General features: G+C 66.2%; 16 protein-coding genes. 11 read left to right on the top strand and 5 right to left on the bottom strand.

The annotated features are described in order from the left end of the window. Window positions 1–114: 114 nt before the first annotated feature. Both AC1RT8_RS11035 and AC1RT8_RS11030 read right to left on the bottom strand, forming a co-directional pair. The gene (locus AC1RT8_RS11035; protein WP_493075687.1) at window positions 115–2,391 is read right to left on the bottom strand and encodes a TonB-dependent receptor; all 2,277 of its coding nucleotides are present in this window, start codon (window positions 2,389–2,391) and stop codon (window positions 115–117) included. A 124-nt stretch (window positions 2,392–2,515) separates the two neighbouring features. Next, window positions 2,516–3,799: a cytochrome P450 gene (locus tag AC1RT8_RS11030; protein ID WP_493075686.1), complete on the bottom strand. Its 1,284-nt coding sequence runs from the start codon at window positions 3,797–3,799 to the stop codon at window positions 2,516–2,518. A gap of 159 nt (window positions 3,800–3,958) precedes the next feature. Between AC1RT8_RS11030 and AC1RT8_RS11025 the strand changes: the two genes are divergently transcribed. Continuing rightward, complete coding sequence (locus AC1RT8_RS11025) at window positions 3,959–4,726, top strand: crotonase/enoyl-CoA hydratase family protein (RefSeq protein WP_493075685.1); 768 nt, start codon at window positions 3,959–3,961, stop codon at window positions 4,724–4,726. A 286-nt stretch (window positions 4,727–5,012) separates the two neighbouring features. Here the strand turns inward: AC1RT8_RS11025 and AC1RT8_RS11020 are convergent, their stop codons facing one another. Both AC1RT8_RS11020 and AC1RT8_RS11015 read right to left on the bottom strand, forming a co-directional pair. Then, on the bottom strand, window positions 5,013–6,593 hold the full coding sequence (locus AC1RT8_RS11020; protein ID WP_493075684.1) for a serine hydrolase domain-containing protein: 1,581 nt from the start codon (window positions 6,591–6,593) through the stop codon (window positions 5,013–5,015). Window positions 6,594–6,603: 10 nt separating this feature from the next. After that, window positions 6,604–7,677, bottom strand: a complete 1,074-nt coding sequence (locus AC1RT8_RS11015) for an ABC transporter substrate-binding protein (protein ID WP_493075683.1) — start codon at window positions 7,675–7,677, stop codon at window positions 6,604–6,606. A gap of 113 nt (window positions 7,678–7,790) precedes the next feature. Between AC1RT8_RS11015 and AC1RT8_RS11010 the strand changes: the two genes are divergently transcribed. The 6 genes from AC1RT8_RS11010 to AC1RT8_RS10985 all read left to right on the top strand — a co-directional run bounded on the left by AC1RT8_RS11010 (window position 7,791) and on the right by AC1RT8_RS10985 (window position 14,373). Beyond that, window positions 7,791–8,459, top strand: a complete 669-nt coding sequence (locus AC1RT8_RS11010; RefSeq protein ID WP_372856749.1) for a response regulator transcription factor — start codon at window positions 7,791–7,793, stop codon at window positions 8,457–8,459. Window positions 8,460–8,463: 4 nt separating this feature from the next. Further along, entirely contained in the window at window positions 8,464–9,870 is a 1,407-nt protein-coding gene (locus AC1RT8_RS11005) for a sensor histidine kinase (RefSeq protein ID WP_493075682.1), read from the top strand. 196 nt (window positions 9,871–10,066) lie between these two features. Next, window positions 10,067–10,804 (top strand): hypothetical protein, encoded by a 738-nt coding sequence (locus AC1RT8_RS11000; RefSeq protein ID WP_493075681.1) that lies wholly within the window; start codon window positions 10,067–10,069, stop codon window positions 10,802–10,804. Then, window positions 10,782–12,215: a M20/M25/M40 family metallo-hydrolase gene (locus tag AC1RT8_RS10995; protein WP_493075680.1), complete on the top strand. Its 1,434-nt coding sequence runs from the start codon at window positions 10,782–10,784 to the stop codon at window positions 12,213–12,215. The genes AC1RT8_RS11000 and AC1RT8_RS10995 overlap by 23 nt, the downstream gene beginning before the upstream one ends. Beyond that, a complete protein-coding gene (locus AC1RT8_RS10990) occupies window positions 12,212–13,342 on the top strand; it encodes a PepSY-associated TM helix domain-containing protein (RefSeq protein ID WP_493075679.1) in 1,131 nt (376 codons plus the stop codon). Before AC1RT8_RS10995 ends, AC1RT8_RS10990 begins: the two co-directional genes overlap by 4 nt. After that, window positions 13,342–14,373, top strand: a complete 1,032-nt coding sequence (locus tag AC1RT8_RS10985) for an arginine N-succinyltransferase (protein WP_493075678.1) — start codon at window positions 13,342–13,344, stop codon at window positions 14,371–14,373. The genes AC1RT8_RS10990 and AC1RT8_RS10985 overlap by 1 nt, the downstream gene beginning before the upstream one ends. A gap of 2 nt (window positions 14,374–14,375) precedes the next feature. Here AC1RT8_RS10985 and gcvA read toward each other — a convergent pair whose 3' ends face one another. After that, complete coding sequence (gcvA, locus tag AC1RT8_RS10980) at window positions 14,376–15,272, bottom strand: transcriptional regulator GcvA (protein ID WP_493075677.1); 897 nt, start codon at window positions 15,270–15,272, stop codon at window positions 14,376–14,378. A gap of 120 nt (window positions 15,273–15,392) precedes the next feature. On the opposite strand from gcvA, the gene AC1RT8_RS10975 reads away from it, so the two are divergent. The 4 genes from AC1RT8_RS10975 to AC1RT8_RS10960 all read left to right on the top strand — a co-directional run bounded on the left by AC1RT8_RS10975 (window position 15,393) and on the right by AC1RT8_RS10960 (window position 21,139). Beyond that, the gene (locus tag AC1RT8_RS10975; RefSeq protein ID WP_493075676.1) at window positions 15,393–17,744 is read left to right on the top strand and encodes a TonB-dependent siderophore receptor; all 2,352 of its coding nucleotides are present in this window, start codon (window positions 15,393–15,395) and stop codon (window positions 17,742–17,744) included. 173 nt (window positions 17,745–17,917) lie between these two features. Then, window positions 17,918–18,934, top strand: coding sequence for an alpha/beta hydrolase fold domain-containing protein (locus AC1RT8_RS10970; protein WP_493075675.1), 1,017 nt, complete (start codon window positions 17,918–17,920; stop codon window positions 18,932–18,934). Next, window positions 18,931–19,821: an alpha/beta fold hydrolase gene (locus tag AC1RT8_RS10965; protein ID WP_493075674.1), complete on the top strand. Its 891-nt coding sequence runs from the start codon at window positions 18,931–18,933 to the stop codon at window positions 19,819–19,821. Before AC1RT8_RS10970 ends, AC1RT8_RS10965 begins: the two co-directional genes overlap by 4 nt. A 127-nt stretch (window positions 19,822–19,948) precedes the next feature. Further along, complete coding sequence (locus tag AC1RT8_RS10960; RefSeq protein WP_493075673.1) at window positions 19,949–21,139, top strand: aspartate aminotransferase family protein; 1,191 nt, start codon at window positions 19,949–19,951, stop codon at window positions 21,137–21,139. Window position 21,140 lies beyond the last annotated feature (1 nt).

Raw genomic sequence — 21,140 nt, 5'->3', positions numbered from 1 at the left:
CGGCGCACGCGGAAACATGGATGCCGGAACAAATCCGGCATGACGGAGGGGAACGGCGAGCACAAAAAGGGGCGGCGCCCCGCGGCACCGCCCCTCTTCCCGCTCTTGTCCCGTCTAGAAGTGGAAACCCACCGCGACCCCATAGGTCAGCGGCACGATCTCCTGCCGCGATCCCTTGAGCGCCGACAGGCTGGTCCCGATGATCTTCCGGTTGGTCAGGTTGGCCCCGAACACCCGCACATCGACCGGAAGCCCCGCCGGTTTCAACGTCACTGAGGCGCCCAGCGAGTCATATTCATTGACCCGGTCGGCCGGCCCGATCCCCACCTTGAACGACGCGGTCCGGTAATAGCTGGTGTTGAAGATCAGCTTGGTCCCGCCGCCCAGCTCGGCGGTATAGTCCGCCCCCAGGGTGAAGGACCAATCGGGCGAGAACAGCCCGCGATCGCCGCTCGCATCGACCACCACCTGGTCGCCATTGCCGAAGGCATTGGGCACGAAAGCGACCGCGTTGGGGAAGGACTTGTAGCGCGCGTGCAGCAGTGTCGTGCTCGCCCGAAGCTGCAGGTTCGGCATGGGTTGCAGGATCGCGTCGAGATCGATCCCGTAGATATGCTCGCTCGCCGCATTCTGCAGCGACGTGGTCGAGGATCCGCCGCCCCCGCTCGCCACGATGATGTCGAGCTGGATGTTGGTGTAATCATAATAGAAGGCCGAGGCGTTGAGCTGCAGCACCCGGTCGAACAGCCGGCTCTTCACGCCGATCTCGAACGCGTCGAGCTTCTCCGGATTGACCGGCTTCTGACCCGGCGTGAAGTCGTTCATGTTGAACGTGCCGCTCTTGAAGCCGCGATTCCAGCTCGCATAGCCCATCACGTCGGGCGCCAGATCCTGGTCGACCGACAGCCGCCAGGTCAGCTTGTCGAAGGTCTTGTGCAGGCCGCTGTCGGACACCAGCGTAATGAGCGTCGGCGAATAGAAACCCGCCGCGATCTGCCCGATCCCCGATACGCTGAAATCATAACCGCGCCGCTCGCTGGTATAGCGCAGGCCAGCCGTGACTCGCGTGCTGTCGGTCACCGAATAGGTCGCCTGGCCATAGGCCGCATAAGCGCGGGTCGGGCCGTTGGCCTGAACGCTGGTGATGAACCCACCCGGGATCGCCGCTGCCTGGGCGAGCGTCGAATCGTAGGGCACGTTCTGCACGATGTTCAGCGGATAGATCCGCGCCCGACCATCGAAGAAATAACCGCCGACCACCCATTGCAGCGGCCCCTTGCCGGTCGAGAGGAGCTGCAATTCCTGCGAGAAATCCTTCACGCCCTGCACTTCGTCGAAGAAGAAGAAGTCGGCCGATGTGCCGTCATAGTCCAGCTTCGAGATGTCGCGGGTGTGCACATAACCGGTGATCGAGACGATATCGACGCCCGGCAACGAGTAGCGCATCTTGCCCGTCGCACGGAACGCCTCGACGCTGAACAGATTGGGGCTGCCCTGATATTGATAGGTGTCGGGGTCATAGGTCCCGCCGAAGAAGGACCCGACCGGCGTCGTCCCCGGAATCGGATTGAGGTTCGAATTGAGGTTGGTCGAATCCCGCTTGGTGTACATCGCCCCGAGCGTCATCTCGAATGCATCGGAGGGCCGCCACAACAGCTTGGCATCGACCGCATTGCTCGTCGCCCCGCCGAACTTGCCGGGATAACGCGTGCCGGTATTGGTCGCGAAATCGCCGCCGTCGCTGTGCTGATAGCTGACATTGAAGGCGAGCGTGTCGCTGATCGGGCCGGTCAGATAGGCCCTGCCGACGATCTGGTCGAAGCGGCCATAGGAAATCTCGCCCGATCCGTGGAAGGTGAATTCGGGCTGGCGCGTGACGATGTTGATCGCGCCGCCCGTCGCGTTGCGCCCGAACAAGGTGCCCTGTGGCCCTTTCAGCACTTCGATCCGGTCGATACTGTTGAATTCAAGGACGTTCGCCGCCTTGTCCGACTGATAGACGCCGTCGATATAGACGGCGATCGAGCTGTCGTTGCCCGTCGCCGGCGAGTTGGAGCCGACACCCCGGATATAGGGGATGAAGAAGGAATTGGCCGCGGTCGGCGAGGTCGTCACACCCGGCGCGATGCGCGGCAGATCGAGGCTGCTGATCACCCCGGAGGTCTGCAGCTCGGCCGGCGAAACCGTCGCGACCGAGATCGGCACGTCCTGCAGATTCTCGGCCCGGCGCTGCGCGGTCACGACGATATCGGGAACGCCGCGTTCCTCCTCCGCTGCCGCCGCCTGCGGCGCCGGCGCATCCTGCGCATAAGCCGTGGCAAGCGGCGACGCCGTCGCCATCAGGAACAGAAAGGCGCGCCCCGCAACGCGCCGCTTGGTCGGACTGCCCATCACGCTCTCCCCATATCTTATCGTTTATATTGGAGAGCTATCGGGGCGCCCGGCGGCTCACAAACCAGTAAAGCTTGAGTCTCCATGCCCTTCCCTCATGAGTGTTTCGGGAAGGGAAAGGCGATCAGGCAGACAGAGCGCCCGCCGGCTCCGAAGCAGCCCGCGCCTTGAAGCGGATCGGCATATGCTTGATTCCCCAGAACAGGTTCGAGCTCGCCCATTCGACTTCCCCCGCCAGCTCGATATCGTCCATATGATCGAGCACCGCGCCGAGCATCACCGCCATATCGAGCCGCGCGAGATGCGCCCCCAGACAGAAATGCTTGCCCACCGCGAACCCGAGATGGTCGTTGGGCGACCGCGTCACGTCGAACTTCTCTGGATCGGCGAACACCGCCGGATCGCGATTGGCAGCGTGGAACCACAACACCACCCAGTCGCCCGCCTTGATCTCCTGCCCACCGACCACGACGTCCTCGGTCACGGTGCGCAAGGTATGAGTCAGCGGCGCGCTGTAGCGCACGAACTCCTCCGCCGCCGTGCGCAGGACCTGGGGGTCGTGCCGGTTGGCGCACAGCCAGGCGAGCTGCGCCGGATCGCGCAACAATTCGGCGAGCCCGATGCTCATCGACGCGCGGGTCGTCTCGTGTCCCGCGGCGAAGAACATCAGCCCGTTGAAACCGATCTCGGTCGGGGTGAGGGGCACGCCGTTGACCTCCGCCTCGGTCAGCGCAGTGAGCAGATCGTCCCCGCCCTTGCCGCGCTTCTGTTCGGCCAGCTCGATGCAGGTGCGCATGATCTCGGTCACGCCCGCCGTACTGGTCTCGACCGGGGTGCCGATCGAGAATTCCGGATCCTCGGGCGCGGCAAGCATGTTGTTCCAGCGATAGAGATCGTCCCACAGGTCGCGCGGCACGCCCAGGATCGCGGCGATGACCGCGGTCGGGATACGTCCGGCGAATTCGGTGGTGAAATCGCATTCGCCGCGCACGAGGATATCGGCCAGCACGCCGTCGGTGATCGACCGCACCAGGTTTTCCAGACTGTTGATGCTCGACGAGGTGAATTTGGTCGAGAAATAGCGCCGCAACACGCTGTGCGGCTGGCCGTCCATCGTCGCCAACTGCTGCCCGCTATGGGTCAGCTCGGTGAACAGCGAATCCTCGGGATTCTCGAACTCAGGCCCAGCAGGTAAATTGGCGCCAGCGCGCTGCACGCTGAAAATGCGGTGGTCGTTCATCAGCACGAACTTCACGTCCGCATGCCGGGTGATCGACCAGAATTTCTTGCGCAGCCTGCCCTCGGTCCAGTGCACCGGGTCCTCGCTCCGCCACCGCCGCCAGATCGCGTGCGGATCGCCCTCCGCAAAGAAGGTCGGGTTGGTGAGCCTGATATCCTCGTCCGACATGCGCGCCTTCCGATCCTCTCCGACCGAGCCTGCTTGGCGGGGAGGCTAAGCGCGTGACCTTCGGCCAACCAGCCGAGATTTTCTCATTTCGCGCCCATCAAACGTCATTTGTAGCTAGGGCCTTTTGCGCGCTGAATGCCCGAGAGAGGAGCCGGACCGTTGAGGGAACAGCTAGTCCGCACCGAGCGGCGCGGCGCCATCCTGATCGTCACGATCGATCGCCCCGAGGTACGCAACGCCATGAACGCCGCCGCCGCGCGCCAGCTCAGCGACGCGCTCGACGCGATGGAGGCCGACCCGTCGATCTTCCTCGGCGTGCTGACCGGGGCCGGCGGTTTCTTCAGTGCCGGGGCCGACCTGAAGGTCGCCGCTTCGGAAGGGCGCAGCGGCGCCAGCACCGCGCGCGGCGCGATGGGCATGTGCCGGCATCCCCCCGCCAAGCCGATCATCGCCGCGGTGGAAGGCGGCGCGTTCGGCGGCGGATTCGAGATGGTACTTGCCTGCGACCTGGTGGTCGCGGCGGAGGATGCCAGGATGGGCCTGCCCGAAGTGCGCTTCAACCTGATCGCGACCGGCGGCGGTCTGCTCCGCCTGCCCCGCCGCATCCCGCCCAACCTCGCGACCGAGGTCGCCCTGACCGGCAAGCCCTATCCGGCCGACTTCTTCCACCGGCACGGACTGGTCAACCGGCTGGTCCCGCCCGGCCGGGCGCTGGACGAAGCGCTGGCGTTCGCCGCCGAGCTGCTGGCCAATGGACCGACCGCACTCGCTGCAACCGTCAACATCCTGCGCCGCGCACCCGCCTGGGACGAGGAAGGCTGGGAAGCGCAACGCGCCTTTGCAGCGCCTGCACTCGAGTCCGAAGATCGGAAGGAAGGCGTCCGCGCGTTCGTCGAGAAACGCTTGCCCCGCTGGACCGGAAGATAAGCGACGGCCGTGTAACCCACCACGCCCACCCCCGTCATGCCGGACTTGTTCCGGCATCCATCGTCCCGCAAGCGCCGCAACCAGTGCGTGCGCGGAACCATGGACCCCGGAACAAGTCCGGGGTGACGACAGGGTGACTGCCCAGCGCATTCCATGCAATGCATTGAAATACAAAGTTTAATATCAAATCCCGCAAAAAAGATATAGGACACACCGGTGTCCCATATCTCCCCAACCTCGATTCAACCCACCGCCCGCAACGGATACCGCGACGCCGATGACTCCGTCAGATCGACCCGTTCAGCGTCGGCAGCTTCCGCTCGCCCGAGTTCAGGTTCACGCTGCGATCGATCGACACCTTGTCGCCGTCGAACCTGCACCGGACGGTGTCGCGGAACGCCGCCTCGACATATTGCCAGGTCATCTCGAGCGTCGTGTCGTCGATCCAGCGCGCGCCCGCGACGACGCGCATCCTGTCCGGCTCATATTCATGATGCAGCCGCGCGCCCGTCATCGTCGTGTCCTGCTCGAGCCACTCGCCAAGCCCCGCCGTGATGCTGTGCGTGCCGCGATCGTCGACCAGCGTGTAGCGCAGCCGGTCGCCGGCGATATCGAACGTGACCGATTTCGCCGCCTGGTCGTTCGCCGCGAGCGTGAAGGTCTTGCCCGCGATCCGCGCAGCAACAGGCGAACGGGTTTTGGAGAGCGTCGGCAACAGCCGCAGCGACTCGGTGCGCCTGCGCAATGCCGCTGTCGCAGGCGTGGCAGGCGTCGCATCCACGAATGCCGCCGGGAAATGCTTCCAGATGAGCGGCTTCAATTTCTTGCTGCCGTCGATCGCCGAGAACAGCGAGAGCACAGCCCCCTGGTCGGGGAAGACAATCGCCATCTGGGTGAACAGGCCGAGCCCGAAATAGGCTTTGTTCGGCCCCATCCACCATTGATAGCCGTACCCGCCGCCGCCATCGTCGTCCGGGGTCTGGAAACGCGTCGCGTCCGCCACCCACTCGGCCGAGAGAAGCTGCTTCCCCTTCCACTGGCCCTTTTGCGCATGGAGCAGGCCGAGCTTCATCGAATCCGCGGTCGTCCAGCTCAGGCCGTTGCCGCCCGGGGTCACGCCTTCGGGGCTGACGTCCCAATGGAAATCCTTGATGCCCATCGGATCGAGCAGGCGCGGCTTGATATAGTCGGCCAGCTTCATGCCCGTCGTCCTGGTGACGATCGCCGACAGCATATAGCTCGCGGCGCTGGTATAGACCATCTTGGTGCCGGGCGTGATCGGCACCGGGATCTTCATGAACTCGGCGACCCAGCTCGTCTTGATCGGGCGCCACACCGATCCCGACGTCTCTTTCTCATGGCCGCATTGCATGGTCAGCAGGTTGCGCACCGTCATCGCCTTCAAATTGTCGCTGGCGTCGGCGGGCACATGCTCGGGGAAGAAGGAGACGACCTTGTCGTCAAGTCCGAAGCGCTTCTCGTCGAGCGCCAGCGCGACGCCGCACACCATCACGCTCTTGGTCAGCGAATGAGTCATGTGGATGCGCTGCGGCTGATAGGGCCACCACCAGCCCTCCGCCACGACTGACCCGTGGCGCGCGACCATGAAGCTGTGCAGTTCGAGGCCCGCTGCCGCGACATCGTCGAGGAAAGCGAGGATCCGCTCCGACGACACGCCCTTCGCTTCCGGCAGCGCGCGCGGCAGGCCGTCATGCGCGGAGAGAGGCGGCGCGACCGGGCCGACCGCCGGGCCGGCCTGCGCTGCATTGGCGCAACCGCTCAGCACGCCCGGCACCAGCGGCGCGGCGACGCCGCCCATCGCGAGGACGCCAAAACGGCGGCGGGAAAGCGGGTCCGTGAAGGTCATGCGGAAATCCTTATGGAGCAGGAGGTGCGAGCGCGGCCGCCCATTCGGCGGCGAAATGGCGGCGCTTGATCTGGTCGAGATTGGCGATGAGCGCGGGGCCGACGCGGATCGCCCGGGCGATCGGCGCGGGCGCGCGGGCGCCAGCGTGCGACGGCACATCGGCCCGCGCGGGCGTGATGTAGCGGCGCGACAGCAGGAACTGCCCGCGCCGCGACAGCAGGAAATCGAGGAACAGCTTGGCGGCATTGGGGTGCCGCGCCTCGCGTGCGATCAGCGCGACACGCGACGTCACCAGCGTGTAATCGGTCGGCATCACCACGCCGATCGACGCGTCGTGCGCCTGGCGTTCGAGCGCGTAGGAGCCGATCACATTATAGCCGAGCAGCGCCTTGCCCGACGACAATGCGTCGAGCATCGACGAGGAGGAATCGAACAGCGTCACTCCGGTCGCGCCGAAGGTCTTCATCAGCGTGCTGGTATCGCGATTGAGCTGCAGGTCCTGGCTCATATAGAGATAGCCGACGCTCGACCGGACCGGATCATAGGTCGCGACCCGCCCGCGATAGAAAGCGCGCTTGGCCCTGAGCAGGCGGATCAGATCGGCATGGGTGCGCGGCACGTCGGCCGCCGGCACCAGCTTGCGGTTATAGACCATCACGATCGGCTCGGCCGTCACGCCGTACGCCTGGTTCTTCCATACTGCCCAGGGCGGGAGATAGGGCTTTTCGGGCGAGGCATAGGCCTGGGCATAGCCGTCGTTGACCAGCTTGGTCTGGAGGTCCATCGCCGCGCTCCACAACAGGTCGGCGCTCGGCTTGCCGGCACGCGTCTCGCTGACGAAGGTGGAATAGACCGCGGTGGACGAGAGCTCGCGATATTGCAGCCGGACCGCCGGATAGGCGGCGCGGAATTCCTTGAGCAGGTCGGCGACGTCGCCGCCGTTGATCGTCGAATAGACCAGCAGCGCCCGCTCGGATGCGGCATTGGCGGCGATCTCGCGATAGGACCGGGGATAGCCGCGCGGCAACGGCGCGGCTGCCGACAACAGCGTCCAGCCAAGCAGGGCAAGCCCCGCCTTCGCCATGAATCGCCGCTGCCATCCCGAATTTAACACCCTTGCGTGTTCCCTCTCTTTTCTGTTTGTTTGTTACAGGAACACGGCCAACCTTTCACCCGGCTGTCACACGGAATTCGCCCTTGGCCCGCATATTGCTCATTGAGGACGACGCGGCCCTGTCGCGTGGTCTGACCGCGACGTTGATCGCCGAAGGCTATTCGGTCGATCCCGCCTATGACGGCGCCTCGGGCCTGATGATGGCGGCCGACGAACCCTATGCCGTCATCACGCTCGACGTCGGTCTGCCCGACATGTCGGGCTTCGACGTGCTCAAGACCTTGCGCGCCCGCCAGTGCCGCGCGCCGGTCCTGATGCTCACCGCGCGGGATGCGGTGGAGGACCGGGTGCGCGGACTCGATCTCGGTGCCGACGATTACCTGCTGAAGCCCTTCGAGCCCAAGGAACTCGCCGCCCGCCTGCGCGCGCTGCTGCGGCGGCCCAAGGTCGATCCCTCGCCGGTGATCCATGTCGGGCGGCTGGCCTTCGACCGGTCGCACCACACCGCCTCGATCGACGGCCGCGATCTTGAACTTCGCCGGCGCGAATGGGTGCTGCTCGAACGGCTGATCTCGCGCGTCGGCCAGGTCGTGTCCAAGGACCGGCTGGCGTCCGAAGTGTTCGGTTACGACGAGGCAGTCGCCCCCAACGCGATCGAAGTCTATATCGCCCGCCTGCGCAAGAAGCTCGAGCCGGACGGCCCGTCGATCCGTACGCTCCGCGGTCTCGGCTATCTGATGGAGGAAGACTGACCGGATGGTTTTCGTCCGGTCGACCTCGCTCACGCGCCGCATGCTGCTCGGCCTCGGCCTGCCGATGGCCGCGCTCGCGCTGCTGCTCGGCCTTGGCGGCGCGCTGACCATCAACAACATCGTCGAGGGCGTGAACGACCGCATCCTCGGTGCCTCCGCCCGCGCCATCGCAGAGACGCTGGCGCTGGAGGACGACCAGGTCACGCTCGACATCCCGCCCTCCGCCCTCGGCATGCTGGAGAACGACGCGCGCGATAACGTCTACTACAGTGTCCGTGCCGGCAACGATCTGATCACCGGCTATCCCGATCTGCCCCGCGTCCGCCAGCCGCCGGCGGACGATGGCCAGATCGTCTATGAATATGCCCGGTTCCGCGAATTCCCGATCCGCATCGCGGCAATGGCGCGCCAGGTGCCGCGCGTGCAGTCGCTGGTGATCGTCGAGGTGGCGGAGACGCTCGACGCACGCCGCGCGCTGCGCGATCGCATGCTCGGCGCGCTGGCGATCCTCGAATTGTTGCTGCTCACGCTACTGCTGATGCTGCTGCCGATCGCGGTGCATTGGGGCCTGCGCCCGCTCGAGGCGATCCGCCGCCACATGGAGGGCCGGCGCAAGGCCGATTTCGATCCGCTGCCGCTCGATCACGTCCCGAACGAGCTGCGCAGCCTGATCGCCGCGGTCAATAGCCTGCTCGCCCGGCTCGACAATGCCGTGCAGGGCATCCGCCGCTTCACCGCCGACGCCTCGCACCAGATGCGCACGCCGCTGACCATCCTGCGCACCCATATCGACCTGCTCAAGGCATCGGTGGTGCTGCCCGACGGCCCTGCCCGCCAGTCGGCCGCCGATATCGACGCGGCCACCACCCGCCTGCAGCGCCTGCTCACCCAGCTCCTCGCCCTGGCCCGCGCCGAAGGCTCGCGCGAAGCGGCGATGGCGCGGGCGCGGCCGACCGACATCGTCGCCATCGCCCGCACCGTCGCCGAGGAGCACGCACCCCGCGCGCTCAAATCCTCGGTCGACCTGCAATTCGACCCCGCCGTCCCCGCGCTCAAGGTCCTGACCATCGGCGATCTCGCCGGCGAGCTGATCGGCAACCTGGTCGACAATGCGATCCACTACACCCCCGCCGGCGGCGTGGTGGCCGTGTCGGTCCAGGCCGAAGCCGACGGCGCGCTGGTCGTGGTCGAGGATAATGGCCCCGGCATCCCGGTCGAGGACCGGCCGCTGGTCTTCACCCGATTCCGCCGGCTCGACCGGGACCAGAGTCATCCCGGCAGCGGCCTCGGCCTCGCGATCGTGCAGGCGCTGGCCGAGGCGATCGGCGCGTCCGTGGCCCTCGCCGACGCCGCGTCGGGCACCGGTCTCAGGGTCGAGATTCGCCTGCCCTTCGATCCAGCCAGAAGCTGATTCCCCGCGGAAATCCGCCCCTTCCCGCCTGACAGAAGCGTGACAGCAACGTGACAGGATCACGGCATAGGCTTTCCCTAACGACGCCCGAACCACGGGCGCGCCTGCCGTCCGGTAGACGGCGCTTAAGGGGACAAGTTCGGACATGCCGTCGCGACTCGAACGATTTCTGAAACAGGCAATGCTTGGCGCTCTGGTGTCGATCGTTCCGATCGCCATCGCTTCACCGGCACAGGCGCAAGCCGAGCTGCAGGATGGGCCCAAGGGCCTCGTCATCACCTACCGCACCACCGCCGCGAAGCGTCCCGCCTTCCGCAATTACCTGACCGGCGCCATGGCGACCAGGCTCCGCGCGATGAAAGCGCAGGGCAGGATCGAAGGCTTCGAAATCTATTACAGCTGGTACCGCCAGCCCGCCGTGTGGGATGCGATGGTCGTCCTCCATTTCCCGACCTATGCCTCGGTCACCGGCTGGAACACGCTGGAGAAGACCGCGCCCGGCGGCCTCGACGCCGCCGGCCTCGCGCTCGCCGAGCCGGTGATGACGTCTTCGGTCGACCTGAGCTGGACGAAGAGCGCCGCGCCGCTCAACAATGGCGAGGTCTTCTATGTCATTCCCTATGAATATCGCGATGCCGGCGAGTATCGCGATTATGTGAAGGCCTATGTCCTGCCGCAGTTCGATGGCTGGATGCGCGAAGGCGCGCTTTCCGGCTATCAGCTCTACATGAACCGCTATTCCGTAGGGGCGCCCTGGGATTCGCTGTTCATCCAGCGCTACCGCGATTTCGCTGCCTTCGGAAAGCGCCAGCAAGTGCTCGACAAGGTCCGCGTGACGCTTCGCGACAATGCCGAATGGCAGGACTGGCACAAGCGCAAGGGCGGCATCCGCACTGAAACGGAGAACAGCATTGCTGAACTTATCGCGCATTGATCGCCGACTTCCCGCGGCCCTTGCGCTTGTCGGCCTCGTCGCGGCGATCCCCGCGCATGCGGCTGAGGCCGACACCCATCAGGCGCGTTTCCGCGCGCTCTATCAGGAGCTGATCGAGACCGACACGTCGCTCTCGAACGGCAGCTGCACCCTCGCCGCCGAGCGGATGAACGCACGGCTCGTCGCGGCGGGGTACGGCGCGAACCAGTTTCGCGTCGTGGTGCCGCCCGAATTCCCGAAGCAGGGCAGCCTCGTCGGCGACGTGACCGGCAGCGACGCTAAGCTGCCCGCCGTGCTGCTGCTCGCGCATATCGACGTGGTCGAAGCGAAGCGCTCCGACTGGAAGCGCGATCCGTTCAAGCTCGTCGAGGAGAATGGCTATTTCTACGCGCGCGGCGCGATCGACGACAAGGCGATGGCCGCCTCCTATGTCGATGCGCTGATCCGCTACAGGGAAGAAGGCTTCAGGCCGCGCCGCGCGATCAAGCTCGCGCTGACCTGCGGCGAGGAGACCGATTCCCATTTCAACGGCGTCTCGTACCTGCTGAAGACCGCGCCGGAGACGCTCAGGGCCGGCTTCGCGATCAACGAAGGCGGCAAGGGCACGCTCGACGACGCCGGCAAGCCGATCTCGTTCGGCGTCCAGACCGGCGAGAAAATCTACCAGGACTTCACCCTGACCACATCGGCACCGGGCGGCCATAGCGCCCGCCCGACCGACGACAATGCCATTGTCCGCCTCGGCGACGCCCTGTCGCGGATCGGCAAGTACAAATTCCCGGTCGACGTGACCGAAGGCAGCAAGAGCTTCTTCCGCAACTCGGCATCGTCCTTCACCGGCCAGACCAGCACGGACATGGTCGCCGTCGCCGCCGGCACCGCCGATGCCGCCGCCTATGCGCGCATCGCGGCCCAGTCGCCTTACTGGAACGCCTTCCTCCGCACGACCTGCATCGCGACCCTGATCGAGGGCGGCCACGCCCCCAACGCCCAGCCGCAAAGCGCCAAGGCCAACGTCAATTGCCGCATCATGCCGGGCGAGAAGATCCCCGACATCCAGCGCCAGCTCATCGAGCAGGTCGCCGACCCCAAGGTCGAACTGAAGCTGGCCGAGGAGCCCGGCCCGCAAAGCCCACCCCCACCGCTCACGCCGGCGATCATGAAGCCGATCGAGAAGATCGCCGCCGAGATCTGGCCCGGCGTGCCCGTCGTGCCGATTCTCAGCACCGGCGCGACCGACGGCCGCTTCCTGATGGCCGCCGGCATCCCGACCTATGGCGTCTCCGCCGTGTTCGTCGACCCCGATGGCAATGGCGTGCACGGCCTTGACGAGCGCGTGCGGGTCACCTCGCTCTATAGCGCGCGTGAATTCCTCTACCGCCTGATCAGGAATTACGGGGCCGCGCGGTGAAGACGCTGCGTCCCCTTCTTCTCAAGCTGCATCGCTGGGTCGGCCTCAGCGTCGGCATACTCCTGCTGATCCAGGGGCTGACCGGCACGATCATCGTGTTCCGCGACAATATCGACCGCGTCATCCATCCAGCGATCGTCGTACCCATCGCGTCGACGCGTATCCCGGTGCAACGGATTGTCGACACCGCCCGCGCCGCGCATCCGGATGAGACGATCACACGCATCGAGCTGTCGCGCTGGGCCGACGGCGCGGCGCTGGTCAAGCTGACCGATCCCGACACCAAGGCCCTGCGCCTGATGTCGGTCGATCCGTTCCGCGGGGTCATCCTGCGCGACGGCGGCCTGCTGACCTGGCCGATGGAGCTGATCTTCCAGATCCACTACACCCTGCTCGCCGGCGATACCGGCGAGACGATCGTCGGCATCGAAGGGCTGGCGCTGCTGTTCATGGCCATCACCGGACCGATTATCTGGTGGCCCGGCCTCAAGCGGATCGGCAACGGTTTCCGCGTGATGTGGCGCGGCAATGTCGACCGGCGCTGGCGCACGATCCACCGCGCCTGGGGTGCGGCGGCCGCCCTGCTGCTGCTCGTCTCGGCTACGACCGGCGTGCTGATGGTGTGGAAGGAAGAAGCCCGGGTCGCGCTGCGCAGCCTCGGCCCGGTCACCGACAAACCGACACCCAAGGTCGCGAAGATTCCCGGCCAGGCCATGGTGCCGATCGACAAGCTCGTCGCCCGCGCCAGGGCCGAATATGGCGAGACGCCACTCCGCCAGGTGCGCTTCTCCAGCGGCGGCCGAGTCATCGCGGTCTTCCTCGATAGCGACCTCACCATCCGCGCCGACGGCTCCAAGCAGATCTACTACAACGCCTATACCGGCGCCGATCTCGGTCACTATGTCGCAGGCGCCCTACCGGCCGGCAGCGAGTTCATCGACTGGCTCTACACCGTCCATACCGGCATGTTCGGCGGGACGCTCACCCAGCTGCTGTTCCTGCTTTCGGGCGCGTCCCTGACCGGCCTGTCCGCCACCGGCCTATGGCTCTGGTATTCGCGCCGCCGGCAGAAGAGCCGCAACCGCGCGGCCCGCACCGCCGCCGTGCCGGTCGCGGAGACCCATTGATGCGCGCCGTCCGCCCTGCCGAGATGCGCGACCTGGACGGGGTCGTCGCGCTGGCGGAAAGCCTTGGCTCAGGCATGACCACCCTGCCCGCCGACCGCATTGTGCTGGCCGAGAAGATCGAGCGCTCGGTCGCCAGCTTCCGCGGCCAGATCGACCGGAACGAGGCGCATTACCTGCTGGTGCTCGACGACGGCGACGGCACGGTGCTCGGCACCTCGGCGCTCTATCCGCATGTCGGCCTGCCTTACGGCTTCTTCTCCTACAAGCGCCTGCGCCTCGTCCAGCGCAGCCAGGCCGTCGATGTCAGCTGCAATGTCGAGATGCTGACGCTCGCCAACGACTATACCGGCACCACCGAAGTCGGCACGCTCGCCATCCACCCGTCGCTGAAGGGCAGCGGCGCCGGCCGGTTGCTCGCCCGCGCCCGCTACATGCTCGTCGCGATCCGCCCCGATCTGTTCGCGCCGTTGCTGATGGGCGAGATGCGCGGCTGGCAGGACGAGAAGGGCGAGAACCCCTTCTGGAACGCCGTCGGCGCGCGCTTCTTCAGCATGGATTTCGCCACCGCCGACCGGCTGAGCGCGACACGCGGCGCCGACTTCATCGCCGAGCTGCTGCCCAAGCACCCGATCTATATCGAGCTACTGCCGGAAGAGGCCCGCGCCGTGATCGGCAAGCCCCACCCCAATTCGATGCCGGCCATGGCCCTGCTGAAAAGCGAAGGCTTCCGCTACGAAGGCTATGTCGACGTGTTCGATGCCGGTCCGCAAATGCATTGCGACCGCGACCAGGTCGCCACCGTCGCCCGCTCGCGCCAGGCGCTGCCCACCGCGCTCTCGCCCAACGCCGCGCCCGCCGCGACGCCGCACCTCGTCTGCAACGAGGATCTGCTCGATTTCCGCGTGATCATGGCCTCGGCCCAGGTCTCCGGCAACGAGATCGCCCTGACCGCCGAAGCAACGCGCTCGGTGGGGGCCGAAGCCGGCGCGACGCTGCGCTGGTCGCCTGGCTCGCTGGATCCGGCGGCATGACGTCAAGCCTCCGCCTCGGCCAGAATCCAGGCGCGGAAACGCGCGAATGCCGGGCGCTCCAGGCGGTCGGCCGGATAGACGAGGTAGTAGGAGCCCTCGCCCTCCAGCGCCTGATCGAACAGGCGGACCAGCGCCCCGCTCTCCAGTTCGGGCTCGATCATGAATTCGGGCAGCAGCGCCGCCCCTGCCCCACCGGCCGCGGCCTGCGCCATCATCAGGAAATGCTCGAACACCGGGCCTTCGGTCTTCGCGCCCTCGTCGATGCCGACGGCCGCGAACCATTGGCGCCACGCCCCGCGCCGCTCGGCCTGGGCGAGCAGCGGCACCTGCAGCAGATCGGCCGGCGTCTCGATGCGCCGCTCGGCGAGCAGGCCCGGCGCGCTCACCACCACGGATTGCTCGCGGAACAGCGGGTCGTGCGCCACGCCGTGCCAGGTCGGCGCGCCGAAATGGATCGCGGCGTCGAAGTCCTCGGCATCGATATCGAACTCGTGCACGCGGGCGGCGACGTTGATCACCAGCTCGGGCATGTCGCGCGTCAGCCGGCCGAGGCGGGGCGCCAGCCAGCGCATGCCGAAGCTCGGCAAGGTCGCGATGCTCAGCGCATTCTCGTCGGGCCGCGCGATCACGCGGGCCGTCGCCACACGGATCGCCGCCAATGCCGGGGCGATCTGCTCGGCATAGGCGCGACCGGCCGGATTGAGCGTCACGCTGCGCCCGACCCGGTCGAACAACTCGGTCTGCAGCCAGTCCTCCAGCACGGCGATCTGCCGGCTGATCGCGCTCTGCGTCAGCCCGACCTCGTCCGCCGCGCGGGAGAAGCTCTCATGACGCGCCGCCGCCAGGAAACTCTGCAGCGCACCGATCGGCGGCAGCAACCGGCGGGACCGCTCATCCATACCATTTTCGCATCACGGGAACCCCAGCCTGCGGGGGGCAGGCATCAATAAACGATGAGGATTCCGAACACATAAAACAAGACGGTTCGGAATCGCGCAAAGCATAAAGGGAGATAGAAAATGTCGACGATCAGACTGAGAAACATGCTTTTGGGCACTGCGGCCGCGATCGGCGCCATGGCGGCTCTGCCCGGAGTGGCAGTAGCCCAGACCGCACCTGCCAGCCAGCCGGCACAGTCCGACGACGCGGCACAGCTTGAGGACATTGTCGTCACCGCGGACAAGACCGGTACCGAGTCGGTGCAGGTCGGCAGCTTCCGCGGGGCGAAGCAACTCGATACTCCGCTCGCGATCAGCGTTATCCCGCGGGCGTTGCTCGACACGCAGCAGGCGGCAACGACCGCTGACGTACTGAAGAACACGCCGGGTGTCACCCTCTCCCAGACCTCGCCGACGGTTTACAGCAACGTCGCGATCCGCGGCATCCTGACCGAGAACCGCACCAACTACCGCCTCGACGGCGTTCTGCCGGTCATCAACCTCATCGACATGGGCCTTGAGGACAAGGAGCGTATCGAAGCGCTGAAGGGCGCCTCGGCAATCTATTACGGCTTCTCGCCACCGTCAGGCATCATCAACATGGTGATGAAGCGCGCGACGTCCGATCCGTTGCTCGCGGTGAAGGTGTTCGGCAACACCTTCGGCCGTGTCGGCGCGCATGTCGATTTCGGCGGCACCCAGGGTATCTTCGGCTATCGTATCAATGCGGTCTATGACGAGCCCAATTCCGGCATCGACAACACCGCCGGCCGCCGCACCCTGCTCGGTGGCGCCTTCGACATCAAGCCGACCGGCAATCTGACGATCCAGATCGACGGCGAGCACATGTTCAAGAAAGTCAACGAGCCCGGCATCTGGCGCCTCAATCCGCCAACCCAGGCCGCGCCCGGCAATCGGGCCGGGCTGCTTCCGACCGAGAAGAATCCGCGTCCGACTATCCCCCTGCCGCCGCTGCTCGATCCAAGCACCAATTTCGGTCCGGACTGGGCTTCGAACCGCGCCGAGGAAACCAACTTCCTCGCGAAGGTGATCTGGAAGTTCGCACCGGCATGGGAACTCAATGTCAGCGGCGGTTTCTCCCACCTTCAGCGTGACCGTCACTTCAACAATCTCGACTGGACTCAGCAGAACACTAACCCGGCGCGCGGCACGGTCGGCGAATATATAATGACGCAAATACAGGCCCAGATCGGCGCCAAGGTCGCGAACGAGAACTACCGCGCCGAGCTGGCCGGCACTTTTGACACCGGCCCGATCCGCCACGAACTGCTCATTGGCGCGACAGCGCTATACCGCAAGAACTTCGCCGCACCGAACGTCGCGATCACCTGCCTGTACAGCACCGTCGCCGGGAGCATCGGCGAACCGCGTGGCGCTTTCCTCGCGGTAACCGGAGCACAGGTGCCAACCGGGACCGTGTCGGCACCTTGCACGCAAAACCCGTTCAATCCGCACGCCATCCCGAAGCCTGCGAGTGACCCCGCGCCGACCACCACCGCGATAGCCCAATTTCACGACGTGGGTTTCTACGCATTTGATCGGATCAAATTCACCGACTGGCTCAGCGTGATCGCCGGCATTCGGTACACAGACTATCACCAGTACACCGACGTCCTGACCAAGACCGGCTTCTACAAGGCCAAGCCGATCTCGCTGTCAGGCGGCATCATCTTCAAGCCGATCCAAAGCATCAGCCTCTATGGTACCTATCTCGAAGGCCTTGAGGCGACATCGAGCGGTGGCACGCTGGCGACCAACCCCGACGAAGCGTTTCCGCCGAGCAAGTCGACCCAGTACGAAGCCGGCTTCAAATGGGAGATCAAGCGGGGCCTGTTGTTCCAGTCAGCATGGTTCCGGATCGAACGCGATCTCTATGCGCTCGACGCCGCCAGCCATTACGGCCTGCAGGGCCGTTCGCGCTATCAGGGCGTCGAGATCAGCCTGAACGGCAACATCACGCCCGAATGGTCGCTCTATTCGAGCGCGCTGTTCCTAGACGCGAAGGCGCATGGCGGCACGCCTACGATCCGATCCTCGATCGTGTCCCCGGACGGTTCCAACTACATTACCCCAACGCTCGACGGGAACCGGATCGAGAACACCGCCCGTCACACCTTCAACGCGTCGACCAGCTATGATTTCGACCGCTTCATTCCGGGCTTCAGCCTGAACGGCGGCGTGTTCTACACCGGCAACCAGGCGATCAATAACCAGAACCAGAACTTCATCCCGGCCGTCACCACCTTCGATCTCGGTGCCGCGCTCCGGGTCGAGATCGCCGAGCGGCCGATCGTCTTCCGCGTCAACGCGGAGAACCTGACCAACAAATGGTACTTCATCTCGACCGGTTCCAACGTGATCGCCCAAGCGCCGCCACGGACCATCAAGCTCTCGGCCGAGGTCAAGTTCTAGACCTCACGCCGGTTCGGGGCGGCGCATCGATGGATGCGCCGCCCCTTTTTCCCATCGATCGACCTCGGTCGCCCCTGTCCGCCGCTCGACCGGGCCTGGGCGCCACCGACCGGCATGACAGCAAGACGACAGCAAGCCAGTGCTTTCTGCATTCCCATAATCGAGGGGGTGGAATGCTTGCGATGACCTTCCTGCGCATCAAGCCGCTAGCCGCCTGTCTGACCGTCGCCCTGTCGGTGCCTGCCGCCGCACAGGACCGGGACGACGCACCGTCGCGTTACCTGCCCACCCCCGCGGTCGAATATCCCGGCGGGGTGCGCGGCCTGCGCGACGTCACCTTTGCCGAGCTGTCCGGCTTCCGCCCGCTGATGCTCGACCTCTACCTTCCACCCGAAGGCGGCGCGCCGAAGCCCGTGATCGTCTTCGTCCATGGCGGCGGCTGGCTTCACCGCACCGCGCGCGACGGCGGCACTTTCCGCGATTTCCCCGCCGTCCTCGCCGCCTATGCGGCGCGCGGCTATGTCGTCGCCAGCGTCAATTACCGCTTCAGCGGCGAGGCGCGCTTCCCCGGCCCGGTGCAGGATGTCGAAATGGCGATCCAGTGGCTCCGCAGCCGCGCCGCGACCTACGATATCGACACTAGCCGCTTCATCGCCTGGGGTTCCTCGGCGGGCAGCCAGATCGCCACGCTGATCGGCACCGGCTGCAGCGACCCCAGGATCGCGCCACCGGCGGGCAAGGCACCCCAGCCCTCGCCTTGCGTGCAGGGCGTGATCGACTGGTACGGCATCATCGATCTGGATTCGCACGCCGCCGATCTCGGCAAGGACGACGCGTCCGGGGTCAACAGGCAGGTCGACGCCTATCTCGGCTGCCCGGTGCATGGCTGCCCGGCCGGTCTCGCCCGATCGGCCAGCCCGCTCGCCTATATCGACCCGCGCGATCCGCCTTTCCTGATCCAGCACGGCCTGGCCGACGACACCGTGTCGCCGAAACAGGCGCAGCGCCTCCATGACGCGCTCCGCGCCGCCGGCGTGCCGAGCGAACTCGTGCTCTATCCCAATGTCTCGCACGGCTTCGCCAAGGTTCCAGGCGGCGGCCCCGATGATGCGGTCAATCGTCAGGCGCTCGACAAGGTCACCGCCTGGCTCGACCGCTATTTCCCGGTCGCGAAACCCGCGGCCCGGTGAGAGGCGCGCTGGCCCTGATCCTTGCGGCGATGGTCGTGCTGCCGGCGGCGGCGCGGCCGGCGCCCTGCACTCTGCAGCGCTTCGCCGCCGAGCAAGGCGACCTGGCCTATCGAAGCTGCGGCAAGGGCCCGGTCACCGTCATCCTTCCCGGCGGACCCGGGCTGGATGCCGCGTATATGCTCGACGTCGCGCACGACGTGGCGGCAACCGGCCGCCGTGCGATCCTGTTCGAACAGCGCGGCACCGGCGCCTCCCGCGCGGCGCGCGGCGATGGCGGCCGCCTCACCGTCGCCGGCAGCATCGCCGATGTCGAGGCGCTCCGCCGCACGCTCGGATCGGAACGGGTCACCCTGATCGGCCATTCCTTCGGCGGCGGCATCGCCCAGGCCTATGCCGCCGCCTATCCCGATCACGTCGCCCGGCTGATCCTGATGACTTCGATCGGCCCCGATATGCGACCACCGGCAACGCCGCTGGATAGCTGGCGCACCCGTCTCAGCCCCGGGGAGTTGGCGCGCTATGACGCGGCGCGCTCCAGGGGCGATCGTCTGGCCGCGATGAAAATCAAATTCCTCGGCAGCTTCTATCACCGCGACAAAGGCATCGCCTTCCTCGCGACGCTACCGGATTCCGCAATCCATCAGGACGTCGCGCCGCTCTCCGACGATTATGCCCGCCATTATGACGTGCGCGGGCCGGCGGGCCACGCCATCTTCCCGGTCGTCATCCTGGCCGGCGAGGTGGACTGGATCCGCGGCTATGAGGCCAGCCTGCGCGAGACCTGGCCAAAGGCGACAACCCTGGTGATCCCGCACGCCGGTCATTTCCCCTGGGCCGATGCCCCGGCGGCAACCCGGCGTGCGCTACGCAAGGCGCTCGCCACATGATGGCGCGAATTCATTCCAAACCGTCATCAATTGCTGACGAACTATCGCCGGTTCAGCGCAGGAAGCTGAGGTTTCGCGCACCCATATTCGCTATGGATCGATGCATCCCCAGCATCTGGAGCGAATGATGACCAGCCAACTCCTCAACGTCTATAACCGCGCGCCCGTCACCTTCACGCATGGCGAGGGGAGCTGGCTGATCGCCGAGAATGGCGATCGCTATCTCGATTGTGTCGGCGGTATCGCGACCGACGCGCTCGGCCATTGCCACCCCAAACTCGTCGCCGCGCTGACCGAGCAGGCCGGCAAGCTCTGGCACATCTCGAACATGTTCAGAATCCCCGGCCAGGAGGCGCTGGCCGAGCGGCTGACCAGGGCGAGCTTCGCCGATCTCGCCTTCTTCGCCAATTCGGGCACCGAGGCGATCGAGGCGTCACTGAAGATGGCGCGCCGCTATCACAGCGCGCGCGGCGACGCCGACCGCAACGTCGTCATCGGCTTCAAGGGCTCGTTCCACGGCCGCACCTATGCCGCGATCAACGCATCGGGGAATGCCGGCTATCTCGACGGCTTCGGCCCGGCCCTTCCCGGCTATCTCCAGCTCGGTCTCGACGACTGGCAGGCGATCGCCGCCGCCATCGCCGCGCCGACCACGGCCGCGGTGATCATCGAGCCGGTCCAGGGCGAAGGTGGCGCGCGCGCGATCCCCGAGGAACTTCTGCGCAACCTGCGCCAGGCCTGCAGCGCCAATGGCGTGCTGCTCATCTATGACGAGGTGCAGAGCGGCATGGGCCGCACCGGCCGGCTGTTCGCGCATCAATGGTTCAAGGGCGTCGAGCCCGACATCATGGCCATCGCCAAGGCGCTGGGCGGGGGCTTCCCAGTCGGCGCCTGCCTCGCCACCCGAGAAGCGGCGAGCGGCATGGTCCCCGGCGTGCACGGCACCACCTTCGGCGGCAACCCGCTGGCGATGGCGGTGGCGATCGCTGCCTTCGACGAGATCGCCACGCCCGACATGCTCGACCATGTCCGCGAGATCAGCGTGCATCTGCGCGACGGACTCGCCCGCCTCACCGCGCGTTATCCCGAGACGATCGCCGAGGTCCGCGGCAAGGGCCTGCTCGTCGGCGTGAAGATGGTGGTCGAAAATCGCGCCTTCATGGCCGCTGCGCGCGACCGGCTGCTGCTGGTCGCCGGTGGCGGTGAAAACTGCATCAGGCTACTACCGGCGCTCAACCTGTCGCACGCGGAAGCGGACATTGCGCTCGAGCGCATGGACGAGACCTGCAACGCGATGCTGAGCGAAATGGCGGCCTGAC

It is taken from the genome of Sphingomonas sp. GW821-FHT10F11, assembly GCF_058809095.1.
The sequence above is the reverse complement of the archived record's forward strand: the minus strand, read 5'-3'. Positions and strand labels throughout refer to the sequence as shown.

Coding starts and splice junctions, on each gene's coding strand:
- AC1RT8_RS11035 (WP_493075687.1), bottom strand. CDS start 2,391: ATGGGCAGTCCGACCAAGCGGCGCGTTGCGGGGCGCGCCTTTCTGTTC.
- AC1RT8_RS11020 (WP_493075684.1), bottom strand. CDS start 6,593: ATGACCTTCACGGACCCGCTTTCCCGCCGCCGTTTTGGCGTCCTCGCG.
- AC1RT8_RS11005 (WP_493075682.1), top strand. CDS start 8,464: ATGGTTTTCGTCCGGTCGACCTCGCTCACGCGCCGCATGCTGCTCGGC.
- AC1RT8_RS10970 (WP_493075675.1), top strand. CDS start 17,918: ATGCTTGCGATGACCTTCCTGCGCATCAAGCCGCTAGCCGCCTGTCTG.
- gcvA (WP_493075677.1), bottom strand. CDS start 15,272: ATGGATGAGCGGTCCCGCCGGTTGCTGCCGCCGATCGGTGCGCTGCAG.
- AC1RT8_RS11015 (WP_493075683.1), bottom strand. CDS start 7,677: ATGGCGAAGGCGGGGCTTGCCCTGCTTGGCTGGACGCTGTTGTCGGCA.
- AC1RT8_RS10975 (WP_493075676.1), top strand. CDS start 15,393: ATGTCGACGATCAGACTGAGAAACATGCTTTTGGGCACTGCGGCCGCG.
- AC1RT8_RS11030 (WP_493075686.1), bottom strand. CDS start 3,799: ATGTCGGACGAGGATATCAGGCTCACCAACCCGACCTTCTTTGCGGAG.
- AC1RT8_RS10985 (WP_493075678.1), top strand. CDS start 13,342: ATGCGCGCCGTCCGCCCTGCCGAGATGCGCGACCTGGACGGGGTCGTC.
- AC1RT8_RS10960 (WP_493075673.1), top strand. CDS start 19,949: ATGACCAGCCAACTCCTCAACGTCTATAACCGCGCGCCCGTCACCTTC.